General features: G+C 69.8%; 11 protein-coding genes. 7 read left to right on the top strand and 4 right to left on the bottom strand.

Annotation, left to right across the window (positions count from 1 at the left end; all coding sequences use genetic code 11):
* Positions 1-94 precede the first annotated feature (94 nt).
* The 7 genes from ACIP6U_RS04035 (at position 95) to ACIP6U_RS04065 (ending at position 10,800) form a co-directional block, all read left to right on the top strand.
* The gene (locus tag ACIP6U_RS04035) at positions 95-1,153 is read left to right on the top strand and encodes a carbohydrate kinase family protein (RefSeq protein WP_401712562.1); all 1,059 of its coding nucleotides are present in this window, start codon (positions 95-97) and stop codon (positions 1,151-1,153) included.
* A 66-nt stretch (positions 1,154-1,219) separates the two neighbouring features.
* Entirely contained in the window at positions 1,220-2,506 is a 1,287-nt protein-coding gene (locus ACIP6U_RS04040) for an ABC transporter substrate-binding protein (RefSeq protein ID WP_401712564.1), read from the top strand.
* On the top strand, positions 2,506-3,456 hold the full coding sequence (locus ACIP6U_RS04045; protein WP_401712566.1) for a carbohydrate ABC transporter permease: 951 nt from the start codon (positions 2,506-2,508) through the stop codon (positions 3,454-3,456). Before ACIP6U_RS04040 ends, ACIP6U_RS04045 begins: the two co-directional genes overlap by 1 nt.
* 12 nt (positions 3,457-3,468) lie before the next feature.
* The gene (locus tag ACIP6U_RS04050; protein ID WP_401712568.1) at positions 3,469-4,308 is read left to right on the top strand and encodes a carbohydrate ABC transporter permease; all 840 of its coding nucleotides are present in this window, start codon (positions 3,469-3,471) and stop codon (positions 4,306-4,308) included.
* Entirely contained in the window at positions 4,305-7,226 is a 2,922-nt protein-coding gene (locus ACIP6U_RS04055) for a glycoside hydrolase family 2 TIM barrel-domain containing protein (RefSeq protein ID WP_401712571.1), read from the top strand. The genes ACIP6U_RS04050 and ACIP6U_RS04055 overlap by 4 nt, the downstream gene beginning before the upstream one ends.
* Positions 7,227-7,260: 34 nt before the next feature.
* On the top strand, positions 7,261-9,105 hold the full coding sequence (locus tag ACIP6U_RS04060) for a LamG-like jellyroll fold domain-containing protein (RefSeq protein ID WP_401712573.1): 1,845 nt from the start codon (positions 7,261-7,263) through the stop codon (positions 9,103-9,105).
* 27 nt (positions 9,106-9,132) lie between these two features.
* On the top strand, positions 9,133-10,800 hold the full coding sequence (locus ACIP6U_RS04065) for a PHP domain-containing protein (protein WP_401712576.1): 1,668 nt from the start codon (positions 9,133-9,135) through the stop codon (positions 10,798-10,800).
* Between the two features lie 14 nt (positions 10,801-10,814).
* Here ACIP6U_RS04065 and ACIP6U_RS04070 read toward each other — a convergent pair whose 3' ends face one another.
* Genes ACIP6U_RS04070 through ACIP6U_RS04085 form a run of 4 tightly spaced genes read right to left on the bottom strand, consistent with a single transcriptional unit; the run spans position 10,815 to position 14,629 of the window.
* The gene (locus ACIP6U_RS04070; RefSeq protein WP_401712578.1) at positions 10,815-11,270 is read right to left on the bottom strand and encodes a MaoC family dehydratase; all 456 of its coding nucleotides are present in this window, start codon (positions 11,268-11,270) and stop codon (positions 10,815-10,817) included.
* 23 nt (positions 11,271-11,293) lie between these two features.
* Complete coding sequence (gene menE, locus ACIP6U_RS04075; RefSeq protein ID WP_401712581.1) at positions 11,294-12,796, bottom strand: o-succinylbenzoate--CoA ligase; 1,503 nt, start codon at positions 12,794-12,796, stop codon at positions 11,294-11,296.
* Positions 12,797-12,815: 19 nt separating this feature from the next.
* Positions 12,816-13,691, bottom strand: a complete 876-nt coding sequence (locus ACIP6U_RS04080; protein WP_401712926.1) for an amidohydrolase family protein — start codon at positions 13,689-13,691, stop codon at positions 12,816-12,818.
* A 20-nt stretch (positions 13,692-13,711) separates the two neighbouring features.
* Positions 13,712-14,629 carry an SDR family NAD(P)-dependent oxidoreductase gene (locus tag ACIP6U_RS04085; RefSeq protein ID WP_401712584.1) on the bottom strand — a complete coding sequence of 306 codons (918 nt, stop codon included), beginning with the start codon at positions 14,627-14,629 and terminating at the stop codon, positions 13,712-13,714.
* Positions 14,630-14,815 lie beyond the last annotated feature (186 nt).

Genomic DNA, 14,815 nt, shown 5'->3' on the forward strand with positions numbered 1-14,815 from the left:
ATGCTCAGTTCTGCTCGACTATTGACCAATCTCGCAGCGGGGCGCACGATTCCCTGCATCGAATTTGAAGAGTTCTGACGAGAGGACCGCCTTCGTGTCCGAGGACCACGATCGGCCCGACGTGTTGTTGACAGGGCTGCTCTTCTACGACCTGGTCCTGACCGGCCTCGGCAAGCCCCCGACGCCCGGTGAGGAGATCTGGACGGCCGGCATGGGCTGCGGCCCCGGCGGGATCGCCAACCTGGCGGTCGCCGCGTCCCGGTTCGGCCTGCGCACCTCGCTGGCCACGGTCTTCGGGGACGACTTCTACGGCGCCTACTGCCACGAGGTCCTCGCCGGTCAGGAAGGCGTCGACCTCTCGCTCTCCCGCGTCGCGGACGGCTGGCCCACCCCCGTCACCGTCTCCCTCGCGCACGGACAGGACCGGGCCCTGGTCACCCACGGCCAGGAACCGCCGTACTCGCAGGACGCGCTGATGGGCGACCCGCCCGAAGCGCGCACCGCCCTCGTGCACATCGAGGCGGAACCACGGGCCTGGCTCGCGAAGGCCGCGGCGAACGGCACGCAGATCTACGCCGACGTCGGCTGGGACCCCACCCAGCAGTGGTCCTCGGACCTTCTCGACCAGCTCTCCCTGTGCCACGCCTTCCTCCCCAACGAGACCGAGGCGATGGCCTACACCCGCACCGACAGCGCGGTGGCGGCCCTCGGCACGCTCTCCGAGCTGGTCCCGGTGGCCGTGGTCACGCGCGGCGGCGACGGCGCGGTGGCCGTCGACCAGCACACCGGCGAGTACGCGGAGGTCCCGGCCCTCGACGTCGACGTCCTCGACGCGACGGGCGCCGGTGACGTCTTCGGTGCGAGCTTCGTGACCGCCTCGCTGGCAGGCTGGCCGCTGGCGGAGCGGCTGCGGTTCGCCGTGCTGTCGGCCGGACTGTCGGTCCAGCAGCACGGCGGGGCGCTCGCGGCACCCGGGTGGTACGGCGTCGACCGCTGGTGGCGCTCGCTGACGGACCCGGACCTGAAGCGGGCCTACGGCTTCCTGGCGGACCGGCTCCCGACGGACGTCGGACCGCCGGTGCGCCACGCCCCGGTCACCCCGCCGGCCCGGCACGACCCCTTCCCCCCACGCGACACCGCACGGCAGCACTGATCCCCAACGCCCCCCACAAGCCCCTCGTTCGCACGTCCTGAAAAGATCCGAAAGGCGGTGGGAGCTGTGCGGCTCTCACGAAGAGGCCTGCTCCGCGCGGGCCTGGCCGGTACGGCCGCCACGGCGCTCGGCGGCCTGACGTCCGGCTGTGCCGTTCCGACCGGTTCCACCGGCCGGAACATGGTCCTGTGGTACTGGAGCGGCGGCCTGAGCGACACGGTCGTCAAGAACGCCAAGGCGCGTTACGACAGCTCCGTGAACCTCCAGGCCATCCAGATCGGCGGCCAGTACCGCTCCAAGCTGATCACCACGATCACCGGCAACGCCCACATCCCCGACATCGCGGGACTCAAGGGCGAGGACATGGCGGCCTATCTGCCGAACGCGGACCAGTTCATCGATCTGCGGACGCTGGGCGCGGAGAAGTACAAGAGCCAGTACCTGTCCTGGAAGTGGGACCAGGGCATCGCCGACGACGGCACGATGGTCGGCTTCCCCATCGACTGCGGTCCGGTCGGGCACTTCTACCAGTTCGACATCTTCCGCAAGGCGGGGCTGCCGTACGAACCGGCCGACGTGTCCGCGGAGTTGAACACCTGGGACAAGTACTTCGACGCGGGTGAGCAGCTCAAGAAGCGGATCCCGGGGACCATGCTCCTCACCGACGTCAACTCCGTCTTCGAGAACGTCGTGCAGCAGGGCGCGAAGCGGTACGTCGACAGGAACCGTCACTTCATCGGCGACGAACAGCACGTGCGCGACGCCTGGGCGCTCGCCGTGGAGGCCAAGCGGCGCGGGATCGTCTCCGACCTGGTGAGCGGCACCCCCGACCAGCTGTCGGCCAAGCAGGACGGCAAGCTGCCCAGCGAACTGGGCGCGTCCTGGGCGGCCTTCGACATCAAGAACGGTGTGCCGAAGGCCAAAGGCAGGTACCGGGTCGCCCAGATGCCCGTGCGACCCGCCAACAACGGCGGCTCGTTCCTGTCGATCACCAAGGCGTGCCGGGAGCCCCAGCAGGCCTTCGAGATCATCACGTGGCTCCTCAACTCCGCCAACCAGGCGCAGGGTTACGTCGACGCGGGCCTCTTCCCCTCCACGCCCGCTTCGTACGGACTGAAGCCGATGCAGGAGCCCGACCCCTTCTTCGGCGGCCAGGTCACGACCGACATCTTCGGTCCTGCCGCGCAGAAGATCGTGGTCGCCTACAACAGCCCGTTCGACGTCGCGCTCGGGCAGCCCATCAAGGACGAGATCAAGAACGTCGGCGTCCTCGGCAAGGACCCCAAGAAGGCCTGGAGTGACGCCATGAGCAAGTGCCGTCGCATCGCGAAGCACCTGGGGGTGAGCTACTGATGGCTGTTCTCCAGCAGACCCCGCCCGCCGTGGTCACGCCCTCCCCGTCGCAGCCGAAGAGCGGATTCCGCAAGTACTGGCACCTGTACGCGGCGATCTCGCCCTTCTACCTGCTCTTCCTCGCCTTCGGGCTCTTCCCGGTCGGCTTCTCGCTCTATCTGTCGTTCCACCGCTGGGACGGGCTCGGCACCATGGAGTGGGCCGGCCTCTCGCAGTACCAGTACCTGCTGAGCGACAGCGACTTCTGGAACTCGATCGGGAACACGATCATCATCTGGGTGCTGGCCACCTTCCCCATGATCTTCCTGGCGATGGTCACGGCCGTGATGCTGAACTCCGCGGTCCGCTTCAAGAGCCTGTACCGGGTCGCCTACTTCCTGCCGAACGTCACCTCGGTCGTCGCGATCGCCATCGTCTTCGGCTCGATCTTCTCCACCAACAACGGTGTGATCAACGCCGTCCTGCAAGGGGTGGGGCTCGACCAGGTGGCCTGGTTGAACACGCCCTGGGGCATCAAGGTCACCATCGCGGCCCTGATGACCTGGCAGTGGACCGGCTACAACGCCATCATCTTCCTCGCCGGACTCCAGACCATCCCCAGCGATCTGTACGAGGCGGCGCGGATGGACGGCGCCGGACCGATCCAGACCTTCTTCCGGATCACGCTCCCGCTGCTGCGGCCCACGCTGCTGTTCGTGCTCGTCGTCTCGACGGTCACCGGTCTGCAGAGCTTCTCCGAACCACAGGTCCTGCTCCAGACCTCGTCCAACGACTCGACGTTCGCGGGCGGTCCGGGCCACTCGGGCCAGACCATGGTCCTCTACTTCTTCCAGCAGACCTTCGACAACAACGACTTCGGGTACGGAGCCGCGGTGGCCTGGGGCATCTTCCTCGTCGTCGTGCTCTTCTCGATCATCAACTGGCGCCTCGTGCAGCGCCGGGGCGAGTAGGAGGGGCGCATCATGTCTTCCATCAAGGGATCCCGCCGCAGAGGGATCGCGCTGCACCTCCCGCTGATCATCGGCACCCTGCTCTCGGCCTTCCCGTTCTACTGGGCCGTGATCATGTCGACGCACAGCTCGTCGGAGATCTTCTCCTACCCGCCGAAGCTGCTGCCGGGCACGCACTTCCTGGAGAACGTCCGCAATCTCTTCGACGCCATCGACTTCTTCGGTTCGATGTGGAACTCGCTGCTGGTCGCGGTGTCGGTGACCTTCCTGGTCCTGCTCTTCGACTCGCTGGCGGCCTTCGTCTTCGCCAAGTTCGACCTCCCCGGCAAGAACGTGCTCTTCGGCCTGCTCATGGTGATCTTCATGGTGCCGGCGCAGCTGTCGATCATCCCGCAGTTCGTCCTCATGGCGAAGATCGGCTGGATCGGCTCGATGACCGCGCTCATCGTGCCCGCGGCGGCCAACGCGTTCGGCATCTTCTGGATGCGCCAGTACATGAAGACGGCCATCCACGACGAACTGCTCGACGCCGCCAAGCTGGACGGCGCGAACTTCCTGCGCCAGTACTGGCACGTGGCGCTCCCGGTCGTCCGGCCGGGCCTGGCGTTCCTGGGCATCTTCACGTTCATGGGCCAGTGGAACGACTTCGCCTGGCCCCTGATCTCCCTCACCAACCCGGACAACGTCACCCTCCAGGTCGCGCTGTCCCAGCTCAACGGCACGCACGGCACCACGAACTACGGCATCGTGATGACCGGTGCGCTGCTCGCCCTCATTCCGCTGCTGATCGTGTTCGCCATCGGCGCCAAGCAGATCATCGGCGACCTCGCGAAGGGAGCCGTCCGCGGATGACGAGCGATCCACTGCTCGCCCTCCGCCCCTGGGAGTCACCCGAGGTGACCTCCTGGGGGCGGTTGCCCATGAACGCCGTCGACCGCCGCCGCGAGGCGGTGTCCCTCGACGGCGACTGGCGCTTCCAGCTGCTGCCGAGCCCGGACGCGTCGCTCACCGAGACCTGGTCGTCGACGCACGTCCCCGGCGCCTGGACCGTCCAGGACACGGACGACCTCCCTCAGTACACCAACGTCCAGATGCCGTTCGCGGAGTTTCCGCCGCACTCCCCCGCGGCCAACCCGACGGGTGTGTACGAGCGTGAGGTGGACGTGCCCGCCGAGTGGACCGATCGCCGGATCGTGCTCCAGGTCGGCGCCGCCGAGAGCGTGCTGCTCGTGCACGTGGACGGGCGGCCCGTCGGCGTCTCCAAGGACTCGCACCTGGCCGCCGAGTTCGAGCTGAGCGATGTCGTGCGCGCCGGCGAGCGGGCCACCGTACGGCTGACCGTCGTCAAGTGGTCCGACGCCTCGCACCTTGAGGACCAGGACCAGTGGTGGCACGCCGGGATCACCCGGTCGGTGCTGCTGTACTCAACGGATCCGCTGCATCTGGCGGACGTGAGCGTGCGGGCGTCCTTCGGGGGCGAGTTGCGGGTGGACTGTCTGGTGCGGGACGCGGGCGGGGCGCTGCCCGACGGCTGGTGGGTCAGCGGCGACCTGGACGGTCGACTCCTTGCGCAGAACGTGGAGTTCGACCGCGCCAACGCCGAGGACGACCGCGTCTCCGACTTCCTCGGCGAGGCCCGCCTCGACGCCGTCGTGCCCGAGGTCCGCACCTGGAACGCCGAGACACCCGAGCTGTACGGCCTCACCGTCCGGCTGCACCGCGCCGACGGAACGGTCGCCGACACCTCGTACCACCGCATCGGTTTCCGGGACGTCACGATCGACGGGCGGGACCTGCTGGTCAACGGCGAGCGCGTGTACATCCGGGGCGTGAACCGGCACGACTTCCATCCGCTGACCGGCCGCACGGTGTCGTACGACGACATGCGCGCCGACCTGGTGCTGCTGAAACGCTTCGGCTTCAACGCGATCCGCACCGCGCACTACCCCAACGACCCGTCCCTCTACGACCTCGCGGACGAGCTGGGTTTCTACGTCGTCGACGAGGCGGACATCGAGTCGCACGACCACGCGCACGAGATCGCCGACGACCCGCGCTATCTCAACGCCTTCGTGGACCGGGTCGCGCGGATGGCGCTGCGCGACAAGAACCATCCGTCGGTCATCATCTGGTCGCTGGGCAACGAGTCGGACTACGGCGCGAACCACGACGCGGCGGCGGGCTGGCTGCGCCGGCACGACCCGACCCGGCCCCTCCAGTACGAGGGGGCCGCCAAGCTGGACTGGGCGGCCACGGACGACGCCTCCGACATCGCCTGTCCGATGTACGCGCCACTGGAGGACTGCGTCGCGCACGCGCTGTCGGGCCTGCAGACCCGGCCGCTCATCCAGTGCGAGTACTCGCACGCCATGGGCAACAGCAACGGCACACTCGCCGACCATTGGGCCGCCATCGAGTCCACGCCCGGTCTTCAGGGCGGGTTCATCTGGGAGTTCTGGGACCACGGAATTCTGCAGAGCGTGAGCGACGGAAGACCCACCGGGCGCGCGGGCGCCGGGCTGTACGACAACGGTGTCGCCGCGCCCGGTCACCGCTGGGCGTACGGCGGCGACTTCGGCGAGACCATCCACGACGGCGCGTTCATCGCCGACGGGGTGGTCTTCCCCGACCGCACCCCCAAGCCCGTGCTGTTCGAGCACCGGGAGATCGCGGCCCCGCTGCGGATCGAGTGCTACCGGCACGAGGGCATCGTGCTGGGCAACCACCAGCATTTCCGGGGCCTGGACTGGCTGAACGGCACCTGGGAACTGGTCCTGGCCGACGGCCGTACGCTGACCGCGCCCGCCGTGCTGCCCGATCTGGTGCCCGGCGAGACGGTCGCGGTGCCCCTGCCCTTCGAGGTGCCGCGGGACGGCGGCGAGGCCTGGCTGACCCTGCGGGTGACCACGGCCGAGGAGTTGCCGTGGGCGCCGGTCGGCACCGAGGTGTGCGCGCCGCAGGTGCGGCTGCGCGGGCCCGCCGTGTCCGAGGGCGTCCCGGTGGACCGGCCCGTCGAGGTCGACGGCGAGGGACTGTTGATGCACCCGCTGCTGACGGCCGCGCCGGCGCTGTCCCTGTGGCGGGCGCCCACCGACAACGACGAGCTGGGCGGGATGGCGCTGCGTTGGCGGGCCTGGGGGCTCGACACACTGGTCCGCAAGGTCGTGTCGGTGCGGCAGACCGGTGCGAGCGTGACCGTGCTCGCCGAGTACGCCGGTACGGGCGGTGTCGTACGGCACCGGCAGCAGCTCACCCCGGTCGAGGGCGGCATCCGGATCGACGAGGAGGCCGAGCTGCCCGAGGAGTTCGACGACGTGGCCCGGGTCGGCTCGGTCTTCGAGACGGTGGCCGGTCTTGATCTGCTGGAGTGGTTCGGGCAGGGGCCCTGGGAGTCGTACCCCGACCGCAGCGCGGGCGCGCCGGTCGGCCATCACTCGGTCCCCGTCGACGAGTTGTTCACCCCCTATCTGCGTCCGCAGGAGAGCGGCGGCCGGCACGGGGTGCGGCGCTTCACGCTCTCGGCCGCGGACGCCACCGGCCTCGCGGTCGCGCTGGACGAGCCGCGCCAGGTCTCCGTCACCCGCTTCCGCGCCGACGACCTGACCGAAGCCGGCCACCACGACGAACTGGTGCCGCGCGCCGGGTGCGTGGTGCACATCGACGCGGCGCACCGCGGTCTGGGCACCGCCTCGTGCGGCCCGGACACCTTCCCCTCGTACCGCATCGCACCGGGCCTCCACCGCTGGAGCTGGACCCTGCGCGTGCTGTAACCCCAGGCTTTCTCACGTCACTTACGGAGCACCCGTGTGTACTTCGCATGACCACGACCAGGACGCGGCCGCCCAGTGCGAGGCCGTCCCGTCCGGGGCCGGCCGACGCGGCTTCCTGCGCGCCACCGCACTGCTCGGCGCCGCCGCCACGGCCGGGGTCGCGCTGCCGACCGTCGCCGAGGCGGCCGAGAAGAAGGGCGGTTGGCGGCCCGACCCGGACAGCCGGCGCTTCACGCTCGCCGTGATGCCCGACACCCAGTACCTCTTCGACGGGCCGAGCATCCACCCGGCGCCCCTCGAAGCCTCGTTGCGCTATCTCCTGGAGCACGGCAAGGACGACAACATCGTCTTCCTGAGCCATCTCGGCGACCTCACGCAGAACGGCGCCGAGGCCGAATTCGACGCCATCGGCGAGACGTTCGGGATCCTGGACCGGCGGGGCGTGGGCTACAGCGTCCTGGCCGGCAACCACGACGTGAGCTCCTCCACGGACGACCAGCGTGGCTCGACGCCGTACCTGGACACCTTCGGACCGCAGCGGTTCAAGGGCCGGAAGACCTTCGGCGGCGCGTCCGACGACGGCTACAACACCTACCACCTCTTCACGGCCGGCGGACGCGAGTGGATGGTGCTCGCGCTGGACTGGCGGCTGTCGGCGAAGGGCTACGCCTGGGCGAAGGACGTCCTGGCCCGGCACCCGAGGACGCCGGTGGTCCTGACCACGCACGAGCTGGTCGTCGAGGAGAACACCCTGTCCTCGTACGGGCAGCAGCAGTGGGACCAGCTGATCAAGGACCACGACCAGATCTTCCTGACGCTCAACGGCCACTACTGGCCGGCCGGGCGGGCGGTCCGCGAGAACGCGGCGGGCCACGACGTCCACCTGCATCTGACGAACTATCAGAACCGCTACTTCGGCGGCGCGGCGATGGTCCGCCTCTACCACTTCGACCTGGACCGCAACGTCATCGACGTCGAGACGGTCTCCCCGTGGATCCTCGGCCGGGCCGCCAAGGGCCTCAACGAGCTGGAGCGGCAGGAGATCGAGCTGAGCGGTGACGAGGACCGCTTCTCCGTCGACATCGACTTCACCGAGCGCTTCGCCGGCTTCGCCCCGGTGCCGGCTCGCCCGGCCCGGCCCGCCTCTCGCCTGCTGATCCCGGGCACGCAGGCGTACTGGCGCTTCGACTCGGCCCCCACCGGGACGGTCCGTGACCTCTCCGGGCGCGGCAACGACCTCACCACGGTCTCGGTGGGCGGCGGCACGCTCGGCTGGTCGGCGGACCACCACCCCGACCAACCCGGCCACGGCAGCCTGGAGTTCAGCGGCTTCAAGTCCCCGCTGAAGGGGGCGTACCTCCGGACGGTCGACAAGGCGCCGCTCAACTCGGCGACCTTCAGGGACGGTTACACCATCGAGGCGTTCTACCGGCTGCCGGCCGACTGGGACCCCGACCACAACGCCTGGTCGGGCCTGGTCGGCCGGACCGGTACGGGCGGCGCGGCGGGCAAGACCGCGGACGATCCGGACGAGCCCCTCGCCACGCTGTCGCTGTCCAACGACCGGGAACCGCAGTGGGCGATGCGCCCGCTCAACCAGCAGGGCATCGCCACCAACTGGGGTCAGGAGACCCCGCTGGAGACCTGGTGGCACCTCGCCGTCGTCAACGACGGCAGGCACACGACGCTGTACGTCGAGGGCTGCCCGGTCATCCGCAACCCGACGGCGGCCGCCGTCGGCATCACCTCGGTCGGACTGCCGTGGCTGCTCGGCGGCTACACGTACGCCGACAAGATCGACCAGATCCTGCACGGCCGCCTCGGCGATGTGCGGATCGTCTCGCGGGCGCTGCCCGTCACGTCCTTCATGACCCACTGACGCCCTCGAAGAGGACCTTCCACGATCATGACCGAGCAGCAGCTGCCCGACTGGGCCGACCCCGCCGTCTCCCCCGCCGCCCTCGACGCCCAGGGCGTGTCGAGGCGCCAACTCCTGCGTCGCGCCGGCCTGTTCGGCGCCGCGTTCACCCTCGGTTCGGCCGCGACGCCCGCCCTCGCCGCCGACCGCGCCGGCTTCGGCGGCAACGACCCGCGCCTGGCCTACCTGGTCGGCGACCACCATGTGCACTCCGTCTACAGCCACGACGCGAAGTACACGTTCTCCCAGCAGGCCAAGGCCGCCGCCAAGTACGGCCTGGACTGGATGGTGTTCAACGAGCACTCCAACTTCGGGCACGCAGACTACGGCGCCGCGCTGGAGCACAAGGAGATCCTCAAGGCCCGCGCGCAGAACCCGCGTCAGCTGATCTTCCAGGGCCTGGAGTGGTACATCCCGGCCGCCGAGCACTGCACGGTGTTCGCCGCCCCGGGTCGGCACGAGGTGGACCTGCTCACGCAGTTCGAGCTGGCCTACGACGGCAAGCTGCTGGGCTACACCGAGGGCGCGGCCGGCGCGACCGACACCGCCCGCAACGAGGCGCATGCCGTCAAGGCCATCAAGTGGCTGGCCGAGCAGCGCCGTTCGGGCTACGTCGACGACGTGCTGGTCCTCGCCAACCACCCGCTGCGCCTGGGCATCGACTCCCCGCACGAGATCCGCAACTGGCGGGACGCGGCCCCCGAGATCATGATCGGCATGGAGGGCGCGCCCGGCGCCCAGGGCGCGGCGATCCCCGGCTGGCGCGGCGCCACGTCGATCCGCGGCGAGTACGAGAACAAGCCCTCCGCGCAGTCCTGGGCGGGCTACCCGGCCGACGCCTACCTCACCTACGGCGGCTTCGACTGGGCGACCGCGACCGTCGGCGGGCTGTGGGACTCGATGCTGGCCGAGGGCAGGCTGTTCTCGATCAGCACCAACTCCGACAACCACCGCACGGTCTTCGACACCTGGAAGAACGGCGACTGGCCGGCCGGGCAGAACTTCGACAACACCGGCAGGCTGCCCGACCCGGTGAACACCGACACCCCGCAGCCCGGCAGCGACTTCTGGCCCGGCGAGTTCAGCCGCACCCACGTGGGCGTGACCCGCTACGGCTACACCGCGGTGATGGCGGGCCTGCGCGCGGGCCGGGTCTGGCTCGACCACGGCCATCTCCTCGACGGGCTCGACGTGCGGGTCAAGCGGGACTGCGACGCCGGCCGCGGTGTCACCCTCGGCAGCCGGCTGCGCGTGCGCAGGGGCGAGCGGATCACGCTGTACGTGACGGTGACGAGCGCCTCCCGGGCCAACCCGCAGGGAATCCTGCCCGAGTTGGCGCACGTCGACGTCATCCGGGGCGCGGTGCGCGGCCAGGCGAGCGACCGGGATGGTTGGAAGGCGCCGGACACCAGGGTCGTCTCCACGAAGGACGTGTCGGGCCGCAAGGGGACGTACACCCTGCGCATCCCGCTGACCGCCGGGGACGAGTCCTTCTACCTCCGGCTGCGCGGCAGCGACGGCAACCGGCACGGGGCCGGTTACCTCGGCGCCTCCGTCGACCCGCACGGGCCGATCACGCACGAGCCCGGCAACGGTGACCCGTGGGCGGACACGTGGTTCTACTCCAACCCCGTCTTCGTGGACGTAAGTCGGTAGGTCGGTAGGGATGATCAGGCGTAGAACCTGGACAGGCTCTGGAGGACGGCGGCGGGCTTCCCGCCGCCGTCGATCTCCATGGTGCCGTCGACGGCGATCTGCACCCCGCCCGGGACTTCCTCGACGGACGTCAGCTTCGCGACCAGACGGATGCGGGAGCCGACCTTCACCGGTGCCGGGAAACGCACCTTGTTCAGGCCGTAGTTGACCTTCGTGGTGACGCCCTGGACGTCCAACAGCTCGGTGAACAAAGGGATGAAGAGGGACAGGGTCAGGTAGCCGTGCGCGATGGGCGCGCCGAAGGGGCCCTGGGCCGCCCGCTCCGGGTCCACGTGGATCCACTGGTGGTCGCCCGTGGCGTCGGCGAAGGTGTCGATCCGTTCCTGGGTGACCTCGATCCACTCGCTGGTGCCCAGGTCGCTGCCGGCGAGCTTCTTGAGTTCGTCGAGGCCGTTGACGGTGATGCTCATAAGTTGCCTGTTCCTTAAGGGAGTTACCGGTCGCCGAAGCGCTTGCGCACCCGGGACTTGAGGAGCTTGCCGGAGGCGGTGCGCGGGAGTTCGTCCGCGACCACGACCGACTTCGGGATCTTGTACTTGGCGAGCCGGCCGGACAGCGAGGCGAGCACCTCGTCGGGGTCGAGCGAGGCACCGACCCTGGGCACGACGACCGCCCGCGGCACCTCGCCCCACTTCTCGTCCGGCACGCCGATGACCGCGCACTCGACGATGTCGGGGTGGCCGAGGAGCAGGTCCTCGATCTCGGCGGGGTAGATGTTCTCGCCGCCGGAGATGATCATGTCCTTGATGCGGTCGACGATATGGACGTACCCGTCCTCGTCGACCCGGGCCGCGTCCCCGCTGCGGAACCAGCCGTCCGTGAAGGAGGCGGCCGTCTCCTCGGGCAGTCCCCAGTAGCCGGGCATGACGTGCGGCCCGCGGACTACCACCTCGCCGGTCTCGCCGAGGTCGACGGGGACCAGGTCCGGCCGGACCACCCGCACATCGCTGAAGAAGTGCGGCACACCGGCCGAACCCGCCTTGCTCACCGCGTGTTCGGCGTCCAGGAAGAGTGTGCCGGGGGACGCTTCCGTCATGCCGTAGCCCTGGAGGAAGGTCAGTCCGCGCTCCTGGTAGGCGGCGATCAGCGGGGTCGGCACCGGGGAGCCGCCGCAGGTCAGGATGCGCAGCGAGGACAGGTCGGCGGCCGGCCAGTGCGGGTGTCTGGCCACCTGGTCGAACATCGTCGGCACCCCGAACATGAAGGTGATCCGGTGTTGTTGGATCAGGTCGAGGGTCCGGCCCGGGTCGAAGGCCTCGACCAGCACGCAGGTGCCGCCCTTGAGCAGGACCGGGAGCGTCAGCATGTTCAGACCCGCCGTGTGGAACAACGGGGCGGAGACCAGGGCGCGTTCGTCGGCGATCAGGTCGGTGTCGACGAGGACGTTGAGCGCGTTCCAGGTGAGGTTGCCGTGGGTGAGCATCGCGCCCTTGGGGCGGCCTGTCGTGCCCGAGGTGTACATGATGACGCAGGTGTCGTCGGGGGTGACCGGTTCGTCGACCGGCTCGGCCGCGGCCGACGTCAGCAACTCCTCGTACTCGGCGCCGACTTCGACGTAGGTGCGGACGTCGGTGCTGCCCGGGAGTCCGGCGACGAGCCCGGTGTGCGAGGGGCCGTGGACGAGGGCCTTGGCGCCGGAGTCGGCGAGCTGGTAGGCGATCTCGGGCCCGGTCAGCCGGGTGTTGAGGGGGACGAAGACCGCGCCGAGCGTGCCGGCCGCGAACAACGTCTCCAGATAGGAGGGGTGGTTGGGGCCGAGGTAGGCGACGCGGTCGCCGCGCCGGACGCCGCGGGCGCGCAGGGCGTGGGCGAGGCGGGTGGTGCGGTCGCACAGGTCCGCGTACGTGAGTGAGGTGGCGCCGTGGATCAGGGCGGTGCGGTGCGGGGTCTTGCGGGCCCGGCGTGCGGGCCACGACCCCAGTCCCTCGTTGCGCATGTCGGGCCCCTTTACGGTTCTACGGTGCGGTCAGCCCGAGCAGTCGGGCGGCGTTCTCCTTGAGGATCTTCGGCCTGACCTCGTCCTTGATCGGCAGCTTCTCGAAGTCCGCGAGCCAGCGGTCCGGGGTGAGGACGGGATAGTCGGAGCCGAAGAGGACCTTGTCCTTGAGCAGCGTGTTCGCGTACTGCACGAGCTGCGGCGGGAAGTACTTCGGCGACCAGCCGGACAGGTCGATGTGCACACCCGGCTTGTGCGTGGCGACGGCGAGGGCCTCGTCCTGCCAGGGGAAGGACGGGTGCGCCAGGATGATCTTGAGGTGCGGGAAGTCGGCGGCCACGTCGTCCACGTGCAGGGGGTTGGAGTACTTGAGGCGGATGCCGCCGCCTCCCGGCACCCCCGCGCCGATGCCCGTCTGGCCGGTGTGGAAGAGGGCGATGGTGCCCGTCTCCTCGATCACCTCGTACAACTCGTACGCCACCGAGCGGTCGTTGGGGAAGAAGCCCTGGATGCTGGGGTGGAACTTGAAGCCCTTGACCCCGTACTCCTCGACCAGCCGCCGGGCCTGCTGCACGCCCGCACGGCCCCGGAACGGGTCGATGGACGCGAAGGGGATGAGCACGTCGGCGTTGGCGGCGGCGGCCTCGGCGACCTCCTCGTTCGGGACGGGCGCGGTGCCGGTCGCGGACTCGGCGTCCACCGTGAAGATCACGGCGGCCATCTTCCGCTCGCGGTAGTACGCGGCGGTCTCCTCCAGGGTCGGCTTCCGCTTGCCCTCGACCTTGAAGTAGGCGGAGGAGGCGTCGTGGAGGTCGTCGTCCAGGGAGGAGTGGCCCTTGGTGGACACCTCCGCGTGGGTGTGGACGTCGATGGCGGCGAGTTCGCCGATGTCCATGGGGCCCGTGGGGGGTGTCATCACGCCTCCGGCAGCTTCGGTGCGGGGATGCCGACCGACTGGAGTTCGGCGCCGACCGAGGTGGGGAAGGCGTCGGCCAGGGTGTCGGGGGTCCAGCCGCCGTCGGCGTACGCCGTCCTGATCTCCTGCGGATGGGACCAGAGTGCCACCTTGTCGCCGCCGATGCCGATGGCCTGGCCGGTCACTCCGCGTGCCCGGTCGGAGGCGAGGTAGGCGACGAGGGCCGCGCAGTCCTCAGGGGTGCCGAAGCCCTCGCCCTTGCGCAGGAAGCCGGGCAGCGGCTCGCCGTTCCGCATGGCCTCGACGTACGGGGCGAAGGCGGGGATCGTCTCGGTCATCGCGGTCGCGGCGACCGGCACGATCGCGTTGACCGTGATGCCCGCGCGGCCCAGCTCCATCGACCAGGTGCGGGCGAACGCGGCGATGCCGGCCTTGGCGGCGGCGTAGTTCGTCTGGCCGAAGTTGCCGCGCTGTCCTGCCGGGGAGCCCACGAGGATCAGCGTGCCGCCCTCGCCCTGCTCGCGCATGCGGACGGCGGCGGCTCGGGCGCAGGTGAAGGTGCCCTTGAGGTGCGTGGCGATCACGGCGTCGAAGTCCTCGTCGGTCATCTTCCACAGCACCTTGTCGCGCAGGATGCCCGCGTTGGTGACCAGCACGTCGAGCCGCCCGAACTCGGTCACCGCCCGGTTCACCAGCCGGTCCGCGGCCTCGGCGGTGCCGACCGGGACGACCTCGGCGACGGCCGTGCCGCCCGCCTCGGCGATGGACTTCACGGCCTGCTCGGCCACCGCCTCGTCGACGTCGTTGACCACCACGGAGGCTCCGTGGGCGGCCAGGGCGTGGGCATAGGCGAGGCCGAGGCCCCGGCCGCTGCCGGTGACGACGGCGACCTTGCCGGTGAGATCGATGCTGGGCACGGGTGGGTCCCTTCACGAGCTTGTGCGGGTGGTGCGGCTTCGAGATCGAAGCTAAGAGCAATAGTTGTTGACGTCAATAGTTGTTGATTGCCGAAAGGTGCGGGATGCTGGGAACCCTCAGCACGTATCGAGCCGCACCGGGAGCCCGCCATCGCACGCCAGCACGCCACCCCGAACCCCATCGAC

It is taken from the genome of Streptomyces sp. NPDC088794 (assembly GCF_044750545.1).
Classification (GTDB): Bacteria; Actinomycetota; Actinomycetes; order Streptomycetales; family Streptomycetaceae; genus Streptomyces.

Excerpts from the sequence above, each read along its gene's own strand:
- ACIP6U_RS04045 (WP_401712566.1), top strand. The coding sequence starts at position 2,506 with ATGGCTGTTCTCCAGCAGACCCCGCCCGCCGTGGTCACGCCCTCCCCG.
- ACIP6U_RS04050 (WP_401712568.1), top strand. The coding sequence starts at position 3,469 with ATGTCTTCCATCAAGGGATCCCGCCGCAGAGGGATCGCGCTGCACCTC.
- ACIP6U_RS04055 (WP_401712571.1), top strand. The coding sequence starts at position 4,305 with ATGACGAGCGATCCACTGCTCGCCCTCCGCCCCTGGGAGTCACCCGAG.
- ACIP6U_RS04065 (WP_401712576.1), top strand. The coding sequence starts at position 9,133 with ATGACCGAGCAGCAGCTGCCCGACTGGGCCGACCCCGCCGTCTCCCCC.
- ACIP6U_RS04070 (WP_401712578.1), bottom strand. The coding sequence starts at position 11,270 with ATGAGCATCACCGTCAACGGCCTCGACGAACTCAAGAAGCTCGCCGGC.
- menE (WP_401712581.1), bottom strand. The coding sequence starts at position 12,796 with ATGCGCAACGAGGGACTGGGGTCGTGGCCCGCACGCCGGGCCCGCAAG.
- ACIP6U_RS04080 (WP_401712926.1), bottom strand. The coding sequence starts at position 13,691 with ATGGACATCGGCGAACTCGCCGCCATCGACGTCCACACCCACGCGGAG.